The 24,776-nt window shown below is 51.9% G+C and carries 21 protein-coding genes; 13 read left to right on the top strand and 8 right to left on the bottom strand.

The window, feature by feature from the left end:
• Positions 1 to 175 precede the first annotated feature (175 nt).
• From RID21_RS16575 to RID21_RS16585, 3 genes are read left to right on the top strand one after another with little or no spacing between them, the layout of a single operon-like run.
• A complete protein-coding gene (locus RID21_RS16575; RefSeq protein WP_350190966.1) occupies positions 176 to 637 on the top strand; it encodes a phospholipase A2 family protein in 462 nt (153 codons plus the stop codon).
• Positions 638 to 696: 59 nt separating this feature from the next.
• Complete coding sequence (locus RID21_RS16580) at positions 697 to 1,638, top strand: aminotransferase class IV (protein WP_350190707.1); 942 nt, start codon at positions 697 to 699, stop codon at positions 1,636 to 1,638.
• 46 nt (positions 1,639 to 1,684) lie between these two features.
• The gene (locus RID21_RS16585) at positions 1,685 to 2,365 is read left to right on the top strand and encodes a class I SAM-dependent methyltransferase (RefSeq protein WP_350190709.1); all 681 of its coding nucleotides are present in this window, start codon (positions 1,685 to 1,687) and stop codon (positions 2,363 to 2,365) included.
• Between the two features lie 8 nt (positions 2,366 to 2,373).
• Here RID21_RS16585 and RID21_RS16590 read toward each other — a convergent pair whose 3' ends face one another.
• The 4 genes from RID21_RS16590 to RID21_RS16605 all read right to left on the bottom strand — a co-directional run bounded on the left by RID21_RS16590 (position 2,374) and on the right by RID21_RS16605 (position 7,780).
• Complete coding sequence (locus tag RID21_RS16590) at positions 2,374 to 3,468, bottom strand: EF-hand domain-containing protein (protein ID WP_350190711.1); 1,095 nt, start codon at positions 3,466 to 3,468, stop codon at positions 2,374 to 2,376.
• 179 nt (positions 3,469 to 3,647) lie between these two features.
• On the bottom strand, positions 3,648 to 5,399 hold the full coding sequence (locus RID21_RS16595; RefSeq protein ID WP_350190713.1) for a hypothetical protein: 1,752 nt from the start codon (positions 5,397 to 5,399) through the stop codon (positions 3,648 to 3,650).
• Positions 5,400 to 5,633: 234 nt separating this feature from the next.
• Positions 5,634 to 6,596 (bottom strand): S1C family serine protease, encoded by a 963-nt coding sequence (locus tag RID21_RS16600; RefSeq protein ID WP_149340415.1) that lies wholly within the window; start codon positions 6,594 to 6,596, stop codon positions 5,634 to 5,636.
• Between the two features lie 74 nt (positions 6,597 to 6,670).
• Complete coding sequence (locus RID21_RS16605) at positions 6,671 to 7,780, bottom strand: hypothetical protein (protein WP_350190715.1); 1,110 nt, start codon at positions 7,778 to 7,780, stop codon at positions 6,671 to 6,673.
• 565 nt (positions 7,781 to 8,345) lie between these two features.
• On the opposite strand from RID21_RS16605, the gene RID21_RS16610 reads away from it, so the two are divergent.
• Positions 8,346 to 8,819 carry a hypothetical protein gene (locus tag RID21_RS16610; protein WP_350190717.1) on the top strand — a complete coding sequence of 158 codons (474 nt, stop codon included), beginning with the start codon at positions 8,346 to 8,348 and terminating at the stop codon, positions 8,817 to 8,819.
• Positions 8,820 to 8,957: 138 nt separating this feature from the next.
• Here RID21_RS16610 and RID21_RS16615 read toward each other — a convergent pair whose 3' ends face one another.
• Entirely contained in the window at positions 8,958 to 10,925 is a 1,968-nt protein-coding gene (locus RID21_RS16615) for a sodium:solute symporter family protein (protein WP_350190719.1), read from the bottom strand.
• Positions 10,926 to 11,094: 169 nt separating this feature from the next.
• Here RID21_RS16615 and murD point away from each other — a divergent pair, with 169 nt between their 5' ends.
• Positions 11,095 to 12,516, top strand: coding sequence for a UDP-N-acetylmuramoyl-L-alanine--D-glutamate ligase (gene murD / locus RID21_RS16620; protein WP_350190721.1), 1,422 nt, complete (start codon positions 11,095 to 11,097; stop codon positions 12,514 to 12,516).
• On the opposite strand, the gene epmB is transcribed toward murD, so the two are convergent.
• The gene (epmB, locus tag RID21_RS16625; protein ID WP_350190723.1) at positions 12,513 to 13,520 is read right to left on the bottom strand and encodes an EF-P beta-lysylation protein EpmB; all 1,008 of its coding nucleotides are present in this window, start codon (positions 13,518 to 13,520) and stop codon (positions 12,513 to 12,515) included. The genes murD and epmB overlap by 4 nt on opposite strands.
• 240 nt (positions 13,521 to 13,760) lie before the next feature.
• On the opposite strand from epmB, the gene efp reads away from it, so the two are divergent.
• The 3 genes from efp to miaB all read left to right on the top strand — a co-directional run bounded on the left by efp (position 13,761) and on the right by miaB (position 16,442).
• Positions 13,761 to 14,333 (top strand): elongation factor P, encoded by a 573-nt coding sequence (gene efp, locus RID21_RS16630; RefSeq protein ID WP_350190725.1) that lies wholly within the window; start codon positions 13,761 to 13,763, stop codon positions 14,331 to 14,333.
• A gap of 262 nt (positions 14,334 to 14,595) precedes the next feature.
• Positions 14,596 to 14,811: a hypothetical protein gene (locus tag RID21_RS16635; protein WP_145041213.1), complete on the top strand. Its 216-nt coding sequence runs from the start codon at positions 14,596 to 14,598 to the stop codon at positions 14,809 to 14,811.
• A 92-nt stretch (positions 14,812 to 14,903) separates the two neighbouring features.
• Entirely contained in the window at positions 14,904 to 16,442 is a 1,539-nt protein-coding gene (miaB, locus tag RID21_RS16640; RefSeq protein ID WP_350190727.1) for a tRNA (N6-isopentenyl adenosine(37)-C2)-methylthiotransferase MiaB, read from the top strand.
• Between the two features lie 6 nt (positions 16,443 to 16,448).
• Here miaB and RID21_RS16645 read toward each other — a convergent pair whose 3' ends face one another.
• Positions 16,449 to 17,348: a TIGR01777 family oxidoreductase gene (locus RID21_RS16645; protein WP_350190729.1), complete on the bottom strand. Its 900-nt coding sequence runs from the start codon at positions 17,346 to 17,348 to the stop codon at positions 16,449 to 16,451.
• 106 nt (positions 17,349 to 17,454) lie between these two features.
• On the opposite strand from RID21_RS16645, the gene RID21_RS16650 reads away from it, so the two are divergent.
• Positions 17,455 to 18,147, top strand: coding sequence for a phospholipase D-like domain-containing protein (locus tag RID21_RS16650; protein ID WP_350190731.1), 693 nt, complete (start codon positions 17,455 to 17,457; stop codon positions 18,145 to 18,147).
• A 49-nt stretch (positions 18,148 to 18,196) separates the two neighbouring features.
• Positions 18,197 to 19,567 (top strand): sulfatase family protein, encoded by a 1,371-nt coding sequence (locus RID21_RS16655; protein WP_350190733.1) that lies wholly within the window; start codon positions 18,197 to 18,199, stop codon positions 19,565 to 19,567.
• A gap of 11 nt (positions 19,568 to 19,578) precedes the next feature.
• Here RID21_RS16655 and RID21_RS16660 read toward each other — a convergent pair whose 3' ends face one another.
• Positions 19,579 to 20,100, bottom strand: coding sequence for a leucine-rich repeat domain-containing protein (locus RID21_RS16660; protein WP_350190735.1), 522 nt, complete (start codon positions 20,098 to 20,100; stop codon positions 19,579 to 19,581).
• A 176-nt stretch (positions 20,101 to 20,276) separates the two neighbouring features.
• Here RID21_RS16660 and RID21_RS16665 point away from each other — a divergent pair, with 176 nt between their 5' ends.
• The 3 genes from RID21_RS16665 (at position 20,277) to RID21_RS16675 (ending at position 24,754) form a co-directional block, all read left to right on the top strand.
• Positions 20,277 to 20,810: a peptide chain release factor family protein gene (locus tag RID21_RS16665; RefSeq protein WP_350190737.1), complete on the top strand. Its 534-nt coding sequence runs from the start codon at positions 20,277 to 20,279 to the stop codon at positions 20,808 to 20,810.
• A 154-nt stretch (positions 20,811 to 20,964) separates the two neighbouring features.
• Positions 20,965 to 22,377: a DUF58 domain-containing protein gene (locus tag RID21_RS16670; RefSeq protein ID WP_350190739.1), complete on the top strand. Its 1,413-nt coding sequence runs from the start codon at positions 20,965 to 20,967 to the stop codon at positions 22,375 to 22,377.
• Positions 22,378 to 22,435: 58 nt separating this feature from the next.
• Positions 22,436 to 24,754, top strand: coding sequence for a transglutaminase TgpA family protein (locus RID21_RS16675; protein ID WP_350190741.1), 2,319 nt, complete (start codon positions 22,436 to 22,438; stop codon positions 24,752 to 24,754).
• Positions 24,755 to 24,776: the final 22 nt, after the last annotated feature.

Here is a 24,776-nt window from a genome sequence, read left to right on the forward strand (position 1 = left end):
TTTTGCGAACAATTGGCGCCGGCCTTCGAGTTTCTGAGCTGTTTTACAGGGGGAATGTAAAAGAAACTTGCATCACAGTCTGGAGCGAGGGAGAATTTGACAGATGAATCGCTCCCTGCCCTCCCCACGCAGTTCAGGTCGACTAATTTTCAGATAGAGAGACAGGTTTGTGATGATGATCCAGAATGTGGCATCAGGGCTGGTGGTTTTGGCAGCGTTGATCATGCTGCAGCCCTCCGCAGCCCGGGCCCAGTGTAGCAACTACCCTTGTGGTCCCGACGGGGCACCACTGCTGCAGAGACTGACGCCGCAGGGATTTATGGGCGCCGATTTTCGAGGTAGCTGTGCCCAGCACGATCAGTGTTACCAGATTCCGGGAATTAACAGGCGTTATTGCGATTTGCAGTTGAAGCAGGAACTGCATCGCCGCTGTGAGTGTTCAGCCTTTCCACTCGGCTGCCGGATGGTGGCCAATATGATGTATTTGCAGGTCCGATTGTTTGGCAGACGGCCTTACTTGAACTCACAGTACCAGTCGCCTTATCATGGCCCATCGCCTTACTACGCACCGCCTCCGGTTTATTCGGCTCCGGCACCGGTTGTTTATCCAGCACCTGTCGTCTATTTCGGATATTAGCGGAAACAGTAGGGCTGACTTACTCTCTATTTCCCTCTCGTATAGTACGAAGTCAAACGATGTCCGAGCCCCACGCTTATCTGAACGGCGAAATAATCCCCCAGTCTGAAGCCCGGCTGGCGGTTTCGGATCTGGGAATTGTCTATGGTGCGGCCGTAACCGAAATGGTACGCACATTTCAGCAGCGTCCTTTCATGCTGGATGAGCATCTGAAACGCCTCGAATCTGCATTGGACTATGCCTGCATCGATCCTCCCCTGCCTCGATCTGAGCTCAAACAGATCTGTCTGTCACTGGTTGAACAGAACGCTTCTCTGCTCTCAGCGGAACAGGACCTGGGTTTGACGATCTTTTTTACCGCAGGTCAGAATCTGCCTTACCTGGGGCTGGCAGCACTGGAAGAGTGCCGCACTCCCACAGTTTGTGCCCACACCTTTCCTCTCGCATTTGAACTGTGGGATCAGAAATATACCAGCGGTCAGTACCTGATCCGCTCGGAAGTGGAGCAGCTCAATCCCCGGGTCTTTGATCCGCGAGTGAAGTCCCGCAGCCGGATCCATCTGTTTCGCGCCGATAAACTGATTCGCAAACAGGTTCCCGCAGCGAGTGCCCTGCTGTTTGACGAACAGGGATATGTTGCGGAAACCACCATCGGTAATTTCTTCCTGGTCCAGGACCGGACGATCCTCACCCCCCGTCCGGAGTATGTTCTGCAGGGAATCAGCCAGATGATGGTAGCCCGATTAGCGAAGCAACTTGGACTGGACTATGTGGAAACAGATATTTCCGAAGAAATGCTGCTTCAGGCAGATGAAGCATTGACGTCCTCCAGTGGCTATTGTCTGATGCCCGTTACGCGTTACAATGATCATTTCCTTTCAGAAGGAAAGCCGGGCCCCGTGTATCAGCAGATGATCGCCGCCTGGAGCCAGGAAGTCGGAGTCGATATTGTCACGCAGGCGCAGCAGATTGGCGCAGCCCGCCGTGATAAACTTTCCTGAGCTGTTATTTATTTCTGTCGTTTGATTGAATCCCGGGAACCTGGACGTGTCGCATTATCTGGAATTTTTTAAACAGTTTCGAACGACATTTGAAACGACCGGGGCAATCGCTCCCAGCAGCCGGTTTCTGGCCAGCAACATGGCCGAGCCGATGAAACGCCATCAGGGCCCCAAGAAGGTTCTGGAGATCGGTCCGGGTACCGGCGCGGTGACCCGCGAGATCGTCAAACAGATTCGCCCGGAAGATTCACTGGACCTGGTTGAACTGAATGAGAAGTTCGTCGAAATTCTGTATAATCGGTTCGATGCCGAACGTGCTTTTCAGGAAATCAAACATCTGACATCGATTCACAACTGCCCACTGCAGGAGTACGGCGTTGGTGAGGAGTACGATTACATTGTCTCGGGACTCCCGTTGAACAATTTTCCGACCGATCTGGTGAGCGAAATCTTTCAGGCCTACTTCCGGTTGCTGAAACCGGGGGGGGTGCTCTCGTATTTCGAGTACATGTATGTCCGACCGGTTCGCAAAGTCGTATCCCGTGGTCCCGAGAACGAGCGGATTTGTCAGATCGACCAGATCATGCGGAGCTACACCAGCCAGTACCGGATTCGTACGAACTGGATCTGGTTCAACCTGCCTCCCGCCTGGGTACAACACCTGCAGAAAACAGACAGCCCGCCACCGTTGATTGAACAGGCGGCGCCTCAGGAACAAAGCTCCTGAGTTCAGGGTCAGTCTGCTTTTTTATTAGTGTCTTCGGTTTTGGATTTATTCTCTGGTTGATCTGCTGCAGGCCGTTTTAGTTCCTGGAGGGAAAGCGGATTTCGGGTGCGCTGTCGGCTCCGTGATTCCCCACCTGCAATCTCGCTCCGATCCAGGAAACCGTCCCGGTTACGATCGACTTCATCGAACCAGCGGTTAACCTGCTGCAGTTCTTCTTTGCTCAGTTTTCCGTCACCGTTCTGATCAACGGAACGTATGAAGGCCGGCCCAGAGCGCGGAAAGTTTGTCCCAAACCGTGGGCGGGAGCGTTCCTGCATCTGCATTTCGGGACGCTTCATTTCACCATCCTCTTCAGCTGGTTTTCGGCTCCGCTCCCTGCTCTGACGTTCGGGACGTTGTGCAGGACGGAATTCCGCCATCACTTTCATGAATTCTTCACGGGTCAGTTCCGCATCCCCGTCCTTGCCGGCTCGCTCGTAGAGCCGTTTAAGGAGGGGACGAATTCGCTCGGGGGCTTCGTCCAGTGTCAGTTTATCATCACCGTTGGTATCCAGGGACTTAAAGAAACGTCCGGCCCGTTCCTGGGAGTTCATGTTCGCGCCTTCGGGTCGAGGCGGACGTCCGTTTCCGAACATGCGTCCCATGCGCTGCAGTTGTTCGAGTGAGATTTCGTCGGTATTTAATCGTTGGAACAGCGGTTCCATTCGCTCGCGCATCGGTTCGGGTAATTCATCTTTCGAGATTATTTTATCGCCGTTGCGATCCAGCTGACTCAGGAAGCGGTTGTAGAAACGGGGGCCTTGATTGAATCGGCGTTCAGCGCCGGGCTCGAATTTCTGATCTTCTTTTTTCAGACCGCCTGTAAACTCGTCCTTCGTGAGTTGACCATCCTTGTTTTTGTCGCCAGAACGCAGCAGAAACTCAAAGAAACGCTGCTTTCCTTCAGGAACTTCATCTGCCGAGATCGTGCCATCAGCGTTTTTATCCAGTTGCTGGAATACCTTTTCTTGCGCTGATGATTCTTCTTCAGGTGCTGCCGAGAGGGGGCTGAGCGAGAAGCCGGTCAGACCAACGAGAGCCAGTACGGGAAATAAGCGTTGCATGGTCGTCACTTTCCTCAAAACAACGGTAGATTTACAGACGAGAACAGGCACTTAGCTGCCATTATACGATTAAACCCGTCGCGTGTCGAAAAGTATTGCAGGAACTCAAATATTCGTTTGCGCATGAAAAAACCCGGTGAGTTGCCTCACCGGGTCAAGCGGTTGTTCAGCCGTCGACTTCAGTTCGCCCGTTTCTTGGAAAAGTTAGAACTGAAGAATCCCTGGTCATCGGGGATGGTGTATCCGCCTGTGACAGGCAGGTACTTCTGGAAGAATGAGAACGGTGGCAGCTTGGAAAGATCGAGCCCTTCCACCTGAATCTGATCCTGGTTTTTCTTGATCAGGTCATACAGGGCGTGCAGCTGTGCGTCTGCATTCTGGTAGTTGATGATCGAGGTTTTTTCGGGGAAGTTTTCCGCGATCTGCTTGTAGTTTGGATTGTTGATCAGCGAACCGACTCCCCGATCCTTCCGCAGAATGCTTTCAATCTGCTTGACATCGTTGGAGATGAACAGCTGGTTTTCTGCGATGCAGAAAGCAGCATCAGCGGGAGACTTCAGAACAGCAGCAGGCAACTGATACAGGGTCGTGCCCTGAAATTCGCGTGCCTGTCCCGGGAAATCATCCCGCGTGGTCACCGATGCGATGATTTTCTGGAATGCATCAGAGTTTTTGAGCCCCAGAGCAACGACAAACTGCCCGGACATCTGAGTCAGGTCAATCTGCTCACCTTCTTTGATTTCAGTCGCGATCTGAATTCGACCGCTCAGGTTATCAACGATGTCCTTTTTGATGTGAATCTTGGGACCATCGGGATTGTCGGCCATCTGATCAATGATGGCAGCCAAGGCACCGGGACGCCCCTGGAATCCATCGAAGAGGGTTTCGATAGAATCGTAAGCACCAGTGATGCTCCAGTTGATCGAATAGTAAGAAGAAACCTTGTCTGAGACCCAGACCGGAGGCTGCTGAGCAATCGCCGGGCATTTGAAGATATCAATGATGCCGGAGGTAGGCTGATCGACATAGGTAAACGTTTTCGAGATCGCATCAAAATTCCTGGTAGCGACATAGCTGGATCCGCCAACGGCCTTCAACTGTGTGATCCCCAGTGCGGGCAGGAATCCCTGAACCATACCGATTTGAGGATTCACACGGCTGGCAACTCCCAGGATCGACTGCAGAGCGCCAATCGGGTTCATGTACCAGTGCATGACAGCAGGAGCATCTGCATCAGAACATTTATTGATGATGTACTGATACTCTTTCTTGCTGGACAGTGTTCCCTGTGCCTGGCCATCCCAGCGGCCGAGAACTCCTTCGAGGATTTTGTCGTCATTAGAAGCGACAAATGTTTTATCCTTCAGGAAGTATGCGAATTTTTTCGCCAGGGGAACTTTGACAGGACCTTCATCATCACCTTCTTTTTCGAAGGAAAAAATGGTGATCTTGGTGCCGTCGACACTGCGAACCGTTCGTTCTGCACCTTCCTTGTCGAGCCCCTCAGCGGTTTTTTCCAGGATCTTCTCGACGCTTTCGCCGCTTTCGCCATACTCGACGAAAGCCAGACCACCGAATTTGCCTTCATCGCTTTTGACGAACGCAATCGCGAATTCACCTGAGGGGATGCTGAGAACATTACTCAGGCCCAGGTCGGTTTCTGCCTCAAACATTTTGGAGTATTTTTCCACAATCTGGACGAGGTCTTTTTTCATGTCAGCGAAGGCGGGATCGCGAACCATTTCCGCCATCGAGCTCTGTGCCCACTTTTCTTCCAGCAGTTCTACATCCGGAATGGAGAAGTAGAGCATGGAATCATCGGGGATCCGCTGCACGGCAGTGACCCGGTTTTGAGCAGACGTGTCTTGCGCGGAGAACAGGAACATCGCCTGCATCAACATGAAAGTGAAAAACAAAAGTGGCTTTCTCATGGGAGCCTTCATTCTTTCTCTACCTGAGGGGATTTAAGATTTTTCGCGCTGGATCAACTCTTCCAATCTGTCGAACCACCAGAGCGCAACAATGTCGGTAACTGTTAATTTGTAGCAAGTCTGAAATATCTGACAAGATCAACCTGCAATCAGACTTTCAACGTTGGCCCGGAAGTCTGCATAGCAGCAGGCAGGGACATTACCTGCCTGAATGAGCGCGGGTTGCAGGAATTTTTATTTACTTTCATTTTCAGCAGATTTTCTGCGCGGTGCGTCAAAGTAACGATAACCGGTATTGGGACTGGTTTTATCGAACGCAAACGCATCACGGTTATCCAGAAAATGTTTGACGTAGGAAATCGGAATTGCAAAGCCCAGGCCTTCTCCCAGGATCAGCTTCATATTGGTGACGCCGATCACTTCACCGCGAGAGTTGAACAATGGTCCGCCGCTGTTCCCCGGGTTGATTTGCGTTGTCGTCTGAATATAGACGATCCCCTGCATGTTCCGGTTACGCGTACTGATAATGCCGCGCGAGACGGAGCGTTCCAGTCCCAGCGGATTTCCAATTGCAAATACCTCTTCCCCTTCGCGCTGGGAATCATCCTCAGCCAGGTACACCTGTCGGAATGGAAAGTCTTTCTGAAGGGGAATTCTCAGCAACGCCAGATCGAAAAATGGATTCAGAGCGATGATCTCAACATCCTTGATCTGTCGTCTCTGGAATTCACCACTTTTCGTCCGATGAAAAATCGTGACGGCGATTCGCGTCTCTTTTTCAACCACGTGATAATTGGTGACACAGTAACCACGGTCATTGATAATGAAACCGGAGCCGAGTCCACTGGGAGTCTGCACCAGCGTGACCGCCTCGCCGTAGATGCGAGCCAGTTCTTTGATGCTTTTCGCGGGCAGTTCCGCGACGGAATAGAATTTGTCTTTACTCTGGGAAACACTGGTTTTATTGGAAGAGAGTGATTCGGACTTGGTGCGGGAGCGGACCTGATCGCTGGGAATCCGCAACACTTCAATGCCGATATCAACCAGCAGATAGTCTGAGCCCTGCTTAAGCACATCCCCCTGCACTTTGTGACCGTTGACCAGTTCGATGACATCCGCCTGCGCCGGAATGGAAAGACAGAGAATCGTAATCAGCAGGCAGGTAATTCTTTTCGGGCAGCACCAGTTGTCAATCATTCCGTCGATTTCCTCTCTTCTTAGCAGCTGTCAGACCAGAAACGCGGCGAGTCGTTTCGCCTTGAGGGATGTTCTTACTCTTTATATTCGCTATGGCATTCCGTGCAGGATTTGTAGACCCGGGACATTCCCTGATCAAACTCCTGGAAATTGTCATTCTTGGCAGCTTCGACCATTTTCAGGCAGGCTTCCTGCATCGGATTAGCATGCCCCAGAAAGCCTTTGTCATCGACGTAGCCGTAACCTTCCAGGGTAATGATTTTGGAGATCGCTGCGAGCAGGTGTGCTTCCTCGATGACCTTCTCTTTCTCTGCTTTCAGGGCATCTGCACTACCGACATTCGATTTGAGCCATTTGTAGGCAATGTCAGCGCGTTTCATCAGGTCACCCATCGAGGCGACTTCGGCGATGGGTTTCTTATCGTCAGCTTCAGGCAGTCCCGCAGGGGCACTGCCGTTTAGAATCACGATGATCTGTTCGTAGGGAATTTGCATGGCGCGATAGGATTTGGCACCACGCATCAGCGGCTCTGCTGTAAAAGCAGCCGCCAGCTCACGCAGATACTTGGCATTCTTTTTCCAGCCGACATCTTCCGAATGCTGATTCGCAACTTCAGCCAGTGCCGCCAGGGTTGCGGTAAATGTGGGTATCTCAAGATAGCTTGTATTATAGGTGCCGACCGACTGCATATTCTTTGTCAGACGATTACGGATGTCTTTGACCTGAGATTCCAGAATCGGCATGGGGATAATTGTTTTCCAGTCCGTGCCGGAACCGCCACCGGCACTCGCCTGTGCAGGCTCTGTTTTCATTTCTCCCGCGGGAGCAGGAGTGGTATTAGCTGCGACATTGTTTCCAGGTAGAGCAACGGGTTGGACTGACTGATTGTTGCCCGCGACAGCCAGCGGATTGTCAAACCAGACATCGTAGGGAATCCCATCAATCATTTTCCGATCGTCATTCTCCGCGGCAGGTGTTGGCTTGGATTCATCAGGCGTGGATTGTGTAACCTGAGGAGTTGCGGGAGCCGGGGCGGGCGTTGGGGCCTGTTGTTGTGCTGGCGCGGGGGCAGAAGTGTCGTTTCCACCACATCCAGTGAACAGAAACAATGTGAGTAACGTACCTGTTGCCAGTGAGAAGTTGCGAATTGGTTTTCGATACCGGTGCCGAGATGGCTTGTTCATGGATGACTCCCTCAAGTCCTTGAAATAAAACCAATTAGATTATGTGTGATCTTCGCAGGAGATGCAACTCCAGCTTGCCCAGTTTATGAAATTGGTTTTACAGGTCTGAATGGACCAGAAGTCGCTTCACAATCAGTTTATCAAGGAAACCATGTGTCTAATGCAGCAGGCCACGCTTCCCGACCTGGGATTGCCCGACTGAAACCATCCTTAGTTGTAAAAATATTCCGATCAGGATAAGCGGGTGTGTTTGGTTGTTTGCGCAGAAATATGCCGGACGGCCCTTGTCAACTCAAACTCCACTTATTATTTGTGACCATTATCAGGTGCGTAACTGGTACCGGTTTTTCACACACAAGGTTGAAAAAGTCGAGACATCCCTCTTGCGGAAGTTATACTTGAGTGGTGGACAACCGAAAAATAATTCGTTTCCTGACTATTCAATAGCCTGTCATTGACTTCTGGAGAATAAACACAGGCGCGTTGTTGGGGACACACAACATTGATTTTATCAATCAGCTGCCATCATGGAGTTCACCCTGGTAGCAAAAGGAGTAAATGAGAGATGAACAAGATTGTTTGTTACACGTTGGGCATGATTGCCCTCACCCTTACAACAGCTCAGGCTCAGGGCCCTTCCCTTAACTTCGGTCAGGGATTCCTGCTGAGTCAGACAACAGCTCCGCCTCCGGCACCTCCTGCTGTTCTGCCTGAACCAATGCCCGAGTTGACCCCTCAACCTTACGAACACCACGTTGCTTCCCCTGCGATTCCCATGTTTGACTGTGTCAAATACAGAAAAACCAGGAATATCGCTCCCTGCTCAAATCCGAAGATTGTCACCATTGTCGATCCCTGTGCTCCCAAGAAAAGCTGTTGTGAGCCAGGCTGTGTTGCGGTCGAAATCTGTGCTCCCGAATGTGCCTGCGAGTGCGTTCGTTGCAGAAAAGATGGACGCAAGAAGATTTTTGACTACGGGAAATATAAAGTGGTCGTTGAATCTCATCGTGGTAAAGTTGTTGTGACTTACCGCGACTAAATAGAGCTGAAACAGCTTCATCACAATTTCGAACAGCCAGAAACGTTTTTGTTTCTGGCTGTTTTTTTGCGCACTTACGAACTCAGATACTTGTCAACATGAAGTCCGTGTACTCTTGAGGAGTACACGACCGCAGGGTCAGGCTAATTTGGATAGCAGATTGGTCAGGAAGATAATCGCAGCCACACCACACCAGGCCAGAATGAAGCCTCCCAGATCCTGGAATGTAGGTTTGGGGATTTCGATGTCTTTGGAATTCGGGAACATCTTTTGTCCCATCGGCTCTGGTTCCGCCGGCAGCGTACAGGGCGCATCGATTTGCTCATCCAGTTTCACCGGGGTATGCATCAGCTTGTAGAAATGATCCAGTTTTTCCTGTGGCTGACGCGGAGTAATAAAGCTGACAAGCACCCCACTCAGGATCGCCAGGCTCATGAAGAAGAACATCTGCCAGACATCCCGCATTTCAGTGGGAGATTTAAACATATCCTCAGGCAGAATTCCGGAGTTATAGAGTACGTCTGCATGGAAAGCGACGCCGATCCAGACCAGAATGCCGGTCAGAGTCGAAACCCAGACGGAAGTTACATTCCAGCGGCGCCAGACAATGCCGATCCAGAGGCTGATTCCAATACAGGCCGGCGTTTTGACGATGATTTTCAGCGCATGAATGATGTCGGTAAATGTGGTCTGGAGAATTAGAGCAAGAATCACGATCACCAGGCCGGCAATACGACCGACCCAGAGATAATGCCGCTGCGACTTATTCTTCACAATACATTTGCGGTAAATGTTCTCAGTAAACAGGCCACTGGAAATAATCATCTGGGCATCACTGGTACTCATCACCGCCGCCAATAGTGAGGCCAGCAGCAGACCAATTAATCCCGGCGCGATTCGTGGCAGGATATCGTGGGCAGCCATCCCGAACAGTTTATCTGCGAAATCACGGTCTGCACTGTCGACTTTTTCTTTTTCCTCAGGGGAAAGCGCGTTGTATTCGGGACTGGCACGCATCACGAGTGACTGGTAAACCGCCTGATCTGCCGGATCGGGTGAGTCTTTCAACGGACTGTTGTCACCCATGTACCAGACGATGCAGGCCAGTCCGGTGAACGTCCAGGCGACTGTGCAGAACCGTTTGAGGAAGTTCCCCACCGTGAAGCCGAAACGGCCTTCGTATTCTGTCTTCCCTGCACCACAGACGCCCATAATATGGGGCTGGATTACGATCCCGGCCAGTGCGGTGACGGACAGCATAAACACATAGAAGGGGGTAATCGGTTCGCCCATCGTGGCAGCCAGTTCCGGACTGACGGTTAAGTCCAGCATTCCTTTTTTAAGGTCGGCATTCTGGTTTAGTTCACCGAATCCGCCTATTTCGTAGAACACGAATGGCAGCAGGAGAAACGAAAAGATGATCGTCAGAATCCCCTGGATAAAGTCAGTGATAATCGCTGCTCCCAGACCACCGGCCATCCCATAGATTACGAACATGACAGTGACTGCCAGAATCGCGTATTCATACCCCTGCAGACGTCGTTCGGTTATCTGAAACGACTTGGTTTCCGTATTCCATTCCGCTGCCGGTACCATGAAGTTCGCTTCGACCGCGATGCGGTCCAATTCATTTCCCGTCAAGGCATCCACCATTTTTCCGGTACCAAACAGCCCCCCCGCAATAAAGGTGATCGAGATGGCGATACCGTAAAAGGAATACAGCACCGCGGTGGGGCCATTAAAGCGGGTTTCGAAGAAGTCGGCGGTCGTCAGGGCCCGCATACGGCGCATAATCGGAGCGACGATCCAGTAGAAAGGCGTTGCCCAGAGCCAGAGAAACTGCCACCAGATCCCCGCGAGTCCAGCCCGCCAGGTACCCGCAACCACACTGATGGCCTGCTCACTGCTGGTTCCCGACCCGAAGGCGAAGAACATCATGAAGACTTTGCCGAACCGGCGGCCCCCCATGAAGAAGTCGGCCATATCTTTTACTTTTTTCACCGACCACAGGCCAATGGCGAGAATGACGACGAAATAGATACCCAGTACAATCCAGTCTGCAGTATGGAGCCCGAGCCAGGAGTTCGATTCGGCGGCGAGTAACATAGGCCTGTCCTCTTAATCAGGAGCCTTTGGTAAATTTTGTTTCGAAATCAGCCTACCGCGGATTTATGAAATATGCAAACCTACTGATACAAGGTCACTTTGAATATCCAGCGAATGCCGACACGACAGACCATCGTCTGTCAGCAACTTAACAGATGAAACCGCGCACATGTCCCTGATCCCCTTTCACATTCAGAACCAAAGCCTGCAGGACCGACGGGTTACCGTTCTGGGGTTGGGACGGTTCGGGGGAGGCATCGCCGTCACTCGATTTCTGGCAGAACGAGGAGCACAGATCACCGTCCTCGATAAACTGAGCGCGAGTGAGCTGGAGGAGTCACTACAGCAGTTAGCGGACATTCAAGGGATTCGTTATATCCTCGCCGAGAAAACCCTGGAATTACCAGCCACGGATTTGCTGGTGCTGAATCCCGCGATTCCCCCGCAGCATCCTCTGCTCGCTCAGGCGGAGCGGGAACAGATTCCCGTGACCAGCGAAATCGAACTGTTCTGGCAGTTGAATCCTGCCCCGATAGTCGGGGTCACGGGCAGCAATGGAAAGTCGACCACGACCGCGATGATTCATTCCGTCATTTCCGAGTCCGGCAGCACGTGCTGGCTGGGTGGCAATATTGGCGTCAGCCTGTTGCCGCAGGTTGAACAGATTCAACCGACAGACTGGGTCATCCTGGAATTGAGCAGCTTCCAGTTACACGGCCTGGATCGTTTACAGGTGAGTCCCCAACTGGCGGTGGTGACCAACTTCAGCGCGAATCATCTCGACTGGCATCAGTCCCTCGAGCATTATCGGCACGCGAAACAGACCATCTCACGCTGGCAGACAGCGGAAGAAACAACCATCGTCAACGGCGATGATCCTGACCTGAGAAACTGGGACTATCCGGGAAACGTGTTTACGTTTGGCAGTGATACAGCTCTGAACCCCGATGTACTGGTGCAGGACCAGGGGTTTCAAGTTGACCAGTTCGAGGGAATATTTCAGCCACTGATTCCAGTTCCAGGCTGGCATAATCGTTTGAATGCTGCCGCTGCCGTCACAGTAGGACTCTGTATTGACCTGGATCCAGCAATAATCCAACGGGGACTGGAACGCTTTCAGGGCCTGCCACATCGCCTGCAGTTTATCGGGGAACATGCCGGTCGGCGGTTTTATAATGACTCACTGGCGACCACACCCGAGTCGGCTATCTGCGCACTGGAAGCCTTTGAGTCGGGAAAGATCGTTGCCCTGGCGGGGGGCTATGATAAACAGGTCGACCTGACCCCGTTTTCCCGGGAACTGCTCGCGCGAACGAAAGCGACGGCCCTGATGGGAGATACCGGAGTCAAACTTGCAGGGCTCATCTCCGGACTGCGGTCTGAGACACAGTCGTCATCAACGTCAGTGATTTCAGAACCACAGGATTCATTTGAGAACGCATTTGACTGGGCCTGGCAGCGGTCTACTCCCGGCGATGTGATTCTGCTCTCGCCGGGCTGTGCCAGTTATGGGTGGTTTGCCAATTTCCAGGAGCGCGGGGCACGCTTTGATGCGTTATTTCAGAATCTTGCAAACGCCGCGAATACTTAATCTGTCAGCGGAGTTTTGTGCGGCTCTCCACTCATCTCGCGCACATACTGCGGGACCGCGTAGCCTGGCAGACGGGTACGCAGTTCGCGAATCAGCGCCCTGCCCTGTTCTTCCGGGACTTCAAAGTGGGCCACACCGCTGACGCGATCCAGTTGATGTAAGTAATAAGGCAGCACTCCCAGATTGATCAGCTTCTCGCACAAGGCTTCCAGCGTATCCACATCATCATTGATCCCTTTGAGCAGCACCGCCTGATTCAGAACTGGGATACCAGATTGCATCAGTTGCTGAATCGCCTGTTCAACGTCACCTGAAATCTCCCGGGGATGATTGGCATGGATCACCATCCACACAGTGGTCCCGGCAGATTTGACCTGTTCCAGGATCTCGATCAGCCCCGGATGGATACGATCCGGCAACACAACAGGGAGACGGCTATGAATTCGCAATCGTTTGACGTGCGGTATCGCAGCAATCCGTTCACAAAACACGCGCAAGCGGGCGTCGGTCAACATCAGCGGATCACCGCCACTGAGAATGACCTCATGCAGGGATTTGTCCTGCTCCAGGGCCTGCCAGACCGACTCCCATTCCGCGAGGGTCCGTGGCTCCTCTCCATAAGGGTAGTGTCTGCGGAAACAATAACGACAGTGTATCGCACAGGCCCCACTGGCGATGAGCAATGCCCGACCCTGATATTTCTGCAGCAGACCGGGAGTCGACCTGACCTGTAAATCGCCAACCGCGTCGAGACTGAAGCCAGGGACCTGTTCCTGTTCGTTCAGATGCGGAAGCACCTGTCGCAACAAAGGATCCTGGAGATTTCCCGGTTCCATCCGTGCCAGAAAACTGGGGGGAACCATCAATGGGAACAAAAGGGCACTTTTTTCCGCAGCAGGTAACAGCGCCTCTGGCAGATCCAGACGCGCCAGTAATTCACGTGGATCGCGAATGGACTGCGCCAGTGATTGCTGCCAGGTGGTTTCCGGGAGTGTAGAAGACATTAACGCCAGTATTTCCAGTGGTTTAAACGAAAATCCATGCCCTGCCTACCGAAGTAATGGTAAGGGATCATTCCCGTTCGCTAACGAGGGGCTGTAGAGGGATGCCAGGGGGACAAGAATTGCCTTACAATTCGCCTGCTCTCCGTTTGCAACGGCTGAAAGATATGTTATTCTCTCGCCCTTGGAAATAAAACTCAAACGTATTTTTTACCACTCCATCATTGTCAGAGAAATCAAGTAATGCCACAAATCAGCACAGGCGATTTTCGCAAGGGTATTAAAGTTATTGTCGAAGGTGATCCATACGAAATGATCGAGGTCAATTTCGTCAAGCCGGGTAAAGGACAGGCCCTGTATCGCACCAGATTGCGTAATCTGCTGAAGGGCACCATTCTCGACCGCACTTATAAGAGTGGTGGTGAAAGCCTGGAACAGGCTGATATTCGCAAGGGAGACGGTCAGTTTCTTTATAAAGATGCCAACGGTCTGCACTTCATGGACAACGACACATATGAACAATACGCCATTGATGAAGCCGTCTGTGGTAACGCCGCTGATTACCTTCTGGATGGAGCCATCTGCAGTCTGCTGTTCTGGAACGATCAGCTGATCGGCATGGATCCCCCACAGCAGGTAATCGTGGAAGTCACTTATACCGAACCTGCTGCAAAAGGTAACACCGCAACCAACGTTACCAAGCCAGCGATTGTTGAGACAGGTGCTACGGTAAACGTCCCTGCTTTCATTAACGTGGGTGAAAAAATCAAAGTTGATACCGCCACCGGTTCCTATGTGGAACGCGTCCGTGAGTAATTCCGAACCTGCCCTGCCTGAGGCGGGTCTGTTTCAGGCAGGAATTCAGGGCTGATTTGCCATAAATGCTTGGTTTTTATGATTCTTTTGCGTAGGTTTCATGAAACTGGGCAAACTGATATTGAATTATTAACAGGTGTTGCCAAAAATACCTGAACGATCTTCGTATCAATAGATATACGAAGCGTTTAAAGGAGTACACCGCCGGGTCGTCACTGATAATTCGCTGCAAACGCCACCATGGATCTCAAGGAGGATTGACATGGATGTCTGGAATCTGTTTTTGTATGTCGTTGCATCACTGTTAGCGTTGAAATCGCTTGCCTCGCTGATGTCTCACCATAAAAAAGTCGTCGTCCAGCAACTGGCAATCGAGTATACGCAGGAACTCGCCCCCAAAGGGAAGAAATCCCAGGGTCAGACATCCGACCAGCACTCAGAGCTGTCTCCCGCGGACCAGAACGCTTCAGCAGCCTGAGACTCATCTGCTCTGTTTCTGCCCTGATTTTCGTGGGAACTTCGAGGCTGTCTGGATTGGCCTTTTTCTCAATTGAATAAGTATTACAGTTCATGTCTCAATCAGAAGAAATCACGCAGGAAGTTCCACCAGCAGTCCAAACGAATTCCGCTCCGGATGAGGTGGTGACAGACCACAACCATAAGCTCTACATCGAAACCGTCGGCTGTCAGATGAATATGCTGGACAGCGAGCTCGTGGTAGCCGATCTGCGAAAGCGGGGATATGAACTGACCCAGAACGTCAAAGAAGCTGAGACCGTTCTGTTCAACACCTGCAGTGTCCGCGAACATGCAGAGCATAAGATTTACAGTTCTCTAGGGCGGCTCCGCTACGGTGCCCGTAAGAACCCGAAAAAAGTGATCGGCGTGATGGGCTGTATGGCTCAGAAAGACCAGAAGCTGATCTTCCAGAAAGCCCCCCAGGTCGATTTCGTAGTGGGCACCGGACAACTGGCACAGGTCGCCGACCTCATCGACAAGGCACGCGTGAATCACAGTCAGAATAAACGCAGCCGGGAACTGGCTGTCGGACTGGGACGAAAAGACGGCAAGCGGGATGAGATCACCAACAGTTTCCAGAGTTACGATCCGCTGCGTGATCCGGAGATGCGACCTTCGCCTTACCAGGCATTCGTCCGCATTATGATCGGCTGCGATAAGTTCTGTTCCTACTGTGTAGTCCCCTCGACGCGCGGTCCCGAACAGAGCCGTTCGCCACGCGAAATTCTGTCCGAAGTCAAAGTACTCGCCGATCAGGGAGTCAAAGAGGTCACACTGCTGGGACAGACCGTCAACAGCTACAAGCATACGCAGGACGGAAAACTCTTCCGCCTGTCTGACCTGCTCTACCTGATCCACGATGTCGCAGGCATTGATCGTATCAAATTCGTTACCAGTTACCCCAAAGACATGACCAACGACCTGCTGGAAGCAATCCGGGACCTGCCCAAGGCAACCCGCTACCTGCATGTCCCGCTGCAGCATGGCTGCGACGAAGTTCTCAAGCACATGAAGCGGGGATACACGGTCGAAGATTACCGGGACATGATGCAACGCATCAACGAGATTCTGCCCGGCTGCTCGGTCTCCAGCGACTTCATCGTAGGTCATCCGGGCGAAACCGAAGAATCACACCAGAAGAGCCTGGAATCAATTCGCGAGTTCCGTTTTAAAAACAGCTTCATCTTCAAGTACAGTGAGCGTCCCGGCACCAAGGCGGCCGAGCGATTTGCTGACGACATTCCCGAGGATGTCAAAAAACGCCGTAATAACGAAATGCTTGACCTGCAAAACGAAATCAGCGAAGAAGACAACGCGGAATTCATTGGCAAACAGGTTGAAGTGCTTGTCGAAGGTCCAAGTAAGTCCGCCCTCAAGGCCAGTGATAACGTATCCAAAGAATCGCTGGCGGAACAGTTGATGGGACGTTCCAAGTGTGACCGGATTGTGGTCTTCGATGGAAATCCTCGACTGGCTGGTTCGCTGGCTGATGTCGAGGTGATCGACGTGACCCCCACGACGCTGATCGGGAATATCATTACCCGCGAATACCAGCATCAGACCGGCGCTTCGCTTCCCATCCTGCAGTAATCTGAACTACAGAACGCTGCGGAATGCATCTTCCAGTTGCGGATACTGGAACTGAAAGCCCGCTTCTGTCAGCTTTTTCGGGACCACCCGGGCACTGGTCAGCATCAGTTCCTGTCCCATCTCGCCAAACGCGGTTTTGACGCCCCACGCGGGGACGGGCAGACAGGTCGGACGTGACAGCACCTTCCCCAGGGTCTTGGTGAATTCCAGATTGGTAACTTCATCCGGGGCGACAAAGTTGACCGGTCCTGCCAGCTCGCTGTGGTTCAGGCAGAACTGCAATGCATTGATCACATCCGGCAGCGCGATCCAACTCCAGTATTGTTTTCCCGAGCCGAGTCTGCCTCCAACACCCATTTTGAAAGGCGTCAGCATCTGTCCCAGTGCCCCGCCCTTGCGGTCGAGAATCATGCCGAATCGCATGTTGACGACACGGATGCCCGCATCCTGGGCCGGTTGGGTGGCCTGCTCCCATGCGTGACAGACATCAGCCAGAAACCCTTCACCCCGAGGACTGGACTCATCGAGTCGTTCCTCACCACGATCTCCGTAGAAGCCAACTGCAGAGGCGCAGAGAAAGACGGACGGTTTCTGCTCCAGTGACGCCAGCTGACTGGCCAGAAGCGAAGTCGATTGAAAGCGGCTGTTGAAGATTTTCTGTTTCACTTCCGGCGACCAACGCTTACCGGCAATATTGACGCCCCCCAGATGAATCACCGCGTCAACGCCGTCAAATGCCTGGGGCTCCAGTTGGCCCTCTGCAGGATTCCACACGACCGATGTCTGTTGTGTATCGGGTGACTGCTTGCGGACCAGGAGGACGATTTCACAGTCGGGTTCTGCTTCGAGTCGTTGACATAACGCCGAACCGACCAGTCCGGAACTTCCTGAAATGAGAACTTTCATGAGAGTGTCTTTTCCAATCCCTGGGGAAACGCTACTATAAAATACTGAGTGCGCAAAGCTTGCACTGCCTGTCTTCATTGTAGCCTGCCCCCGGTAAGAGACCATCATGGATCGTTCACAAATTCGAAAGATGCTGTTGCAGACCTTTGAAGATTTTCAGATGTCCCGCAGTGAACGTTCCGCTTTGAATCAGATTATTGATCATTTGAACCTCTCAGACCACCATCTGGCTCTCATCCGTGCTGAGGCGTTTCAGATCTTCAAAGATCAGCAGCCGGTCCCCGGCATGCGTGAAAAATGCCTCGGTTGGCTGGAAGACGTGATGAAGATCCTTTCGCGGCCGGCCAGTGATGACTCTGCCATGAAGTCGGAAGCCTGGTTCAGTCCACACGATGAATGTGCCCATCGCATCTGCAGAATGATTGGCTCAGCAAATCGTCAGATCGATATCTGTGTCTTCACGATTACCGATGACCGTGTTTCCGAGGCGATCCAGGAAGCGCACCGCCGCAGTGTCTCGGTGCGTATTGTCTCCGATGATGATAAATCCTTTGATCCCGGTTCTGATATTGACCGTCTCTCGCGTGCCGGGATTCCGGTTCGCATTGACCGCAGCCAGTATCATATGCATCATAAGTTTGCACTCTTTGATTCGAAATACGTACTGACCGGCAGCTACAACTGGACCCGAAGTGCGTCTGAAAAAAACGAAGAGAATTTTATCATCACCAGCGATCCAGCGTTGCTGTTTCGTTTTGAATCCGAGTTTGAAAAGTTATGGAACCGATACGAAAACTGAAGATGTTTACGCCCTGAATAGTGTCTACGATCAGAGAGAAAGCTCAACCATGAACGTGCTCAACCTGCTCCGCCATCTGTTTCCGGTTTTTCTGGTTCTGATTATTGGAAACCATTCCCTTCAGGCTGAAAAGAGTCAGGCACGTCCCAATGTGCTGGTTATCCTGGTAGACGATCTGGGATATGGCGATCTCAGCAGCTATGGTGCTACAGATCTCAAATCCCCTCACATCGATGCGCTGCTGAAACGGGGCATGAAATTCAATAATTTCTACGCCAACTGTCCGGTCTGCTCCCCTACCCGCGCAGCATTGCTCACGGGGCGCTACCAGGACATGGTGGGGGTGCCCGGCGTCATCCGAACCCATTCGCAAAACAGCTGGGGTTATCTCGTCCCCTCGGCTGTTACCCTGGCCGATGTCTTTCAAGAGGCCGGTTATCACACAGGGATTGTGGGTAAATGGCATCTGGGGCTGGAAGCGCCCAATGTCCCGAATCAACGTGGGTTTGAGTTCTTTCGCGGTTTCCTGGGCGACATGATGGACGATTATTATCACCATCGACGCCACGATGTGAATTACATGCGATTTAATGAAAATCAGGTGGATCCGGAAGGGCACGCTACAGATCTGTTTACAGAATGGACCTGTGATTTCCTCAAGCAACAGGCACAAACGGAGCAACCCTTCTTTCTGTATCTGGCTTATAATGCCCCGCATACTCCCATCCAACCGCCGGCTGACTGGCTCGAGAAAGTCAAACAGCGCGAAGCTGGTATCGACCCAGCCCGGGCTAAGCTGGTGGCACTAATCGAGCACTTGGATGCGGGTATCGGCGAGGTGGTGAAAACCCTGGATGAAACCGGATTAAGCGAGAATACCCTGGTCATCTTCAGTTCCGACAACGGAGGCCAGTTGAGCGTGGGAGCGAATAACGGCGATCTGCGTGATGGTAAACAAAGTATGTATGAAGGGGGCCTGAAAGTTCCCACAGGCGTTGTCTGGAAAGGTCACATCTCACCGAATGTGGAAACCGATTTCATGGCGATGTCGATGGATCTGTTTCCTACCGTCTGTGAAGCCGCAGGCATCAAAGTTCCTGCAGGTTTGGACTCGGTCAGCATTCTGCCGACACTGGAGGGTAAGGCACAAACACCATTGCGAAAGCACTGGTTCTTCCGTCGACGTGAAGGGGGCAACCGTTATGGTGGAAAAACCATCGAAGCCGTTCGCAGTGGTGACTGGAAACTGCTGCAGAACAGTCCCTTCGCTCCGCTGGAACTTTACAATCTGAAAGCAGATCCCCTCGAGAAAGAGAATCTGGCAGAAAAGAACCGCAAGAAGTTCAATGAGCTTTCGACACTCTTACGTGCAGAAATTCAGCGATACGGCAGTGTTCCCTGGCAGAAACCACTTAAGTAAGCTGGACGATCTTATTTATAAACCGTCGCGCCACCCAGATTGGATTTGAGATCATCGATGGTCTGGGGCTTAATCACGGTTCCGTAGAGGAAGAGTTTCTTCAGCTTGGGAAAACGGGTCAGTTTGCTGACTTCATCATCGCTTACGCGTGTGTAAGATAGCTCCAGTGATTTCAGCCGGGGGAGATCCTGAATCAATACGAGTCCCTTGTCCGTGAGGTTGGTGCCGTGCAGGTTCAATGTTTCCAGATAAGGCAGATCTGACAGTTTCTGTAAGTCGATATTCTTCAGCTTGGCATTCGTCAGATCGATTTCCCGAACGGCAAAACCCGATTCGGGGATATCGGCGGCTGTCTCAATGGGGAGATCGCTATGGACTGGTACCACTTTCCCTCCGAGTTTCAGTACAAATTCTGTGGCAGCTTTGCTGTTGGAATCGGTTTTATTTCCACAGCCGGTGACGAACAGGATTGTCAGACTGAATGCCAGTCCCCACACTAATTTGCTCGTGAATGTTTCTTGTGACCAGTTCATGGCGTTTTTCCGTTTTTGACTAAGATGTGGTTTCTGTCAAAAAATTCTAGAGAATTCTTTTCCGGCCCATCTATAATATATCATAAGACCGTGCATCATAATCGGTTGCAACCGATCTGTGAAGCTGGTCAGAGAAAACTCTCGACATCCCCTGACTCGAAAAGTGACCTATCAGAATGACATCTTCTTCCCCTGAACTGCTGGCGGATGAGATCCACCCCGCCTCGTTGGATCAGGATCTCTTATTGAAAGATTGCCAGATTCAAAATGTGCGACGCTCCGGTCCGGGAGGCCAGCATCGCAACAAGGTTGAAACCGGAGTGGTAATCAAGCATGTGCCCACGGGAGTCACCGCCGAAGCTTCGGAGAAGCGGCAACAGGGGCGGAACCGCTCGGTCGCCCTCTTCCGACTCCGCATCAATCTGGCGATTGAGTGCCGGTTAAAGCACTTAGGAGAGGCCCCATCCAAACTCTGGCAACGCCGGATTCTTAACGGGACTGTGAAAGTCAATTCCGAACATGATGAATTCCCGGCTTTGCTGGCAGAGTCCCTTGATGTTCTGACGCACTTCCAGTTTGATCCCAGGGAAGCCAGTCAGTTCCTGGGCTGCACCTCTTCACAATTAATCAAGTTTCTAAAGAAGGAACCCCGAGCATTTGCCTGGTTGAATTACAAACGTCAGGCAGCGGGAATGCACGCCTTAAAATAGAGTACAGACCATCGATACATTTTGAGAACGCTTAGAACGCCCCGCTTCACTTGCATAGAACTTTGAATTCTGGCTGATAGAATGGAGACTGTTCCCGGATTCACCAGGACACGGTAGCAAGACAAACCGACCCCAAAATAGCAACTGGTATTTTATGAAGCATTTTTTTCAGCATGTATGGCAAAAACGGTCGCAAGTGGGGCCCTGGCTGTTTCTGATGCTGCTTGCGGGCATCATCTTCAAGTACACCTATGACGCTCCCCTGACCCTGGGGCAGTTCCACCATAATCTGCCTCTGCTGCTCCGCGTGGTCTCGGTGGCCCTCTGTCTGTGGAGTATCTACCAGATCCTGATGGTCTTTTTTCCAGGCCTGCAGAAATATCAGATCAAACGGATCGGACGAAATCGGGTCTCCCTGCCCCGGGATGGGATCGTCTATCTGTTGATGATGACAGTCCTGTTTGTGGGCTCCGTGCTCTCCCGGGAAAATATGCTGATGCTGGTCTTCGCGATGATGACCGGGCCATTCGTCTTGAACGGCTGGATCACCTACAGCATGCTGAAACAGATTCAGCTCAAACGCTTGATTCCCCAGCGGGTCATGGTCGGGGAAACTTTCACCGCAGAAATCATACTGGAAAACAATAAAAAGATACTCGCAGCACATCTGATGGAAGTGACAGACGAAGTCATCAATGGAGATGATCAGTTAAGCCCATCGGTTGTATTTCGCAGAGTCGGTCCTCGGCAGCAGGTATCTGCACATTATTCTGCCAAACTCATGCGTCGGGGAATTTATGAATTTGGCCCTCTACAGGTATCCACCCGCTATCCGCTCGGGCTCGTCAAGCGGGGGGCGGTCTTTTCCGAATTCAGTGAGTTGATTGTCCATCCGCAGATTGGTCGTCTGAGTTCACAATGGGCGGACGATTTTTTCTCGATTGCGGAAGTCGCCCAGCAGAGCCGCAGTCGAAAAGGTGTGTTCGATGACGAATTCAATCATATCCGTGAATATCGAACCGGCGACAGCCAGCGTGCTATTCACTGGAGAAGTTCCGCGCGCCTGGGTGAGTTGATGGTTCAGGAATACCACCAGAACCGCAATTACGACCTGATTATCGGCTTTGATCTGTGGTTGCCCGCGTATCCGAGTGAGCAGCAGTCCGAACGCATGGAGTGGGCGATCAGTTTCATCGGCACCTTATGCCGCGAACATTTACGCTACAGCCGCGACACGAAACTGACTCTGGTATCGCAAGGGAAAACCCTGGAAACGCTGGAAGTCGGCATCGGTTCGCAAGGGCTGGAATATCTGCTGGACTTCCTGGCGACGGTGCAACCGGGAAAATCGACCGTCAAAAAAGAGTTCCCCAGACTGGTGGCTGAAGCCAGCACACCTCGCTCCCGCACTGTGCTGATTACGACACGCAACGAACAGGACGTCCCCAAACGGGAACGTCTGCAGACCTGCTTTGAAGAGCCGGGGAACGAACTCAGTGGTCAATGGAGACTGCTCGAGGCTGACCCCGAGATTCTTTCCCGCTGGTTGATTTTGGAAAGCAGTTAACGAATTGATGGGTTGGTTGCAATAATGTTCCGCCATTTCAGATAGAGAAGAATTACTGGTGAATTTAACTCTCATTTTTCAGATCAGTGTCTACTGCCTCATCGCGTTGTCCAGCTTCATGTTTATGCTGGCCGAAGGGGGCCTGTTTCCACAGCTGTTCACAATTCCTCTTGGGTTAATCACCCTGTTTTTTACTGATCGCTGGAACAAATTCAGCATGAGTCCGCTCTGGGCGAACATTCTGGGGCTCCTGGCGTTTTTGCTGGTGTGTGGCGAATTCTTTTCTGATATCGAAGGCCGTCTGCTGGCGGGGGCGCATTTCCTGGTCTACCTGACCTGGATCATCCTGCTGCAGAAAAAAGGGGACACCCAGTACTGGTGGCTGTTTGCACTGGGATTTCTGCAGATCGCCGTCGGGGCGGTGTTGACCGAATCCGGTTACTATGGAATTCTGCTGGTCGTCTATCTGTTTCTTGCTTTCTGGACGCTCACCGTCTTCTCGATTTATCGCACTGATAAAACCTTTTCCAGTCAGCAGGCACCGACTCCCCTGCCGCGTACCGCGGTCGCTACGAGTACGACCTCCCCGTTTCACCGGCAAAGTCACGTACAGGACGGCATTCAGTCAGATCAGACACGTAAATGGATCACGGCAGAATTTATCTGGTCGTCCATAGGCTGCTCCATCAGTGCACTGATCATTTCCATGTGTTTCTTCCTGTTGATTCCGCGACTGTGGGTCAATCGTTCCTTCTTTAACAATGAGACTCTCGAAGCCGAAAAGCGTCCACTGGTGGGATTCGCTGAGAAAGTACAGCTCGGTGAAATGGGAGAAATCCTGGAAAGCTCTGAGCGGGTACTGGAACTGACGGTTTACGACAACCAGACCGAGGAGCCGATTCCCGTTATGGAATTCGTCAGAATTCTGGGTATGGACGAGCCGCTGTTTCGCGGTGCGGTTCTTTCGACCTACGACAACGGCAGCTGGAGTCGGCTGCGCCGTCACTCCAACTGGCGGTTACTGAATTCGCAGGAACTGGAAATCAAAGACCTTTACCGGCAGGAAATGGTAATGGAGTCGATCGGGACCAATGTTCTGTTCGTACTGCAACCGATCGTGGGCATGGACATGCTCAGTAAAACCGAAAATACATTGAATCTTGATACGCTGGAGATCCGTCAGACCCACCCCCCTGAGGTGGATGGGAATACCAAATACAATGTCTTCACCGCCAAGGATCTGGATCAGAACATCCTGATGAACCAGCTCGATAATGAAGAGGTCTACCTGAACTTGCCCCGCAAAGATTTAAGGCGGCTGATTCAGTACACAAAAAAACTGATCGCCGATCATCCCGAGCTGAAGACGAATCTGGCTAAGGCAAAGTTTCTGGAATCCCATTTACGCGATTCCGGAGAATTCAGCTATACACTCAACATGTCGATCGTGGATCCGGAAATCGATCCCGTGGAAGACTTCCTGTTTAATCGCAAATCAGGACATTGTGAATATTACGCATCAACACTGGCACTGATGCTACGTGCGATTGATATTCCCACGCGAGTAATCAGTGGTTTCAAAGGGGGAGATTCCAGTTATCTCTCAAACCAGTTTGAGGTGCAACAGCGTTACGCCCATTCGTGGGTCGAAGCGTTTCTGGACGGGAAATGGATCACCATGGACGCCACTCCCAGCCTGGAACGGGCAGAGATGGTTGCCCAAAGTGCGCCCTCCCTGGGAAGCTGGAAGGGGATGTCGAAGTTCTTCAGCCAGTTCTGGTCTGATTATGTGATTGGAGTCTCTTTTCAACGGCAGAAAGCGACCTTCTACGACCCCCTGCTTCGGGCTGGTAAGAAAATCGGAAACCGTCTGCTCGATATCCGGACGACGACCGTCAGTATGTTTCAGTCCGTCAAGAAGTTCCTCTCCTCCCCCCGTCGCTGGTTCAGCTGGGAAGGTGCGGCCGCCGTATTCATTATCGCCGGTCTGTTCTTTGCTCTGAAATGGTTCTGCCAGGTCATGATTCGTCTGATCCGTAAATTACTGGCCAGGAACCAGGACCAGGAAAGTAAAATGCGTTCTGCCCAGATTGCATTTTACGAACGGTTCCAGAAACTGCTGGCCAGTAAAGGCTTGATTCGTAAACAGACAGAGACTCAGCAGGAATTCTCTCATCACGTGAAAGTAGACCTGAAGCAGGAACTGACTCAGGCGCAACTCAGCGAATATCCGGAAGAAATCTCCCGACTCTATTACCAGGTCCGCTACGGAAATCATCCCCTGGAACCGGAGCAGTCAGCGGAGATCGACCAGAAGCTGACGACACTCGAATCAGCATTGCTGGAACAGAAAGAGGGGTCCACCGTTCCGAAGTAGTGTGTTCCCGACGATTCTCCCA

Origin of the sequence: Gimesia sp. (assembly GCF_040219335.1) — a bacterium.
Taxonomy (GTDB): Bacteria; Planctomycetota; Planctomycetia; order Planctomycetales; family Planctomycetaceae; genus Gimesia.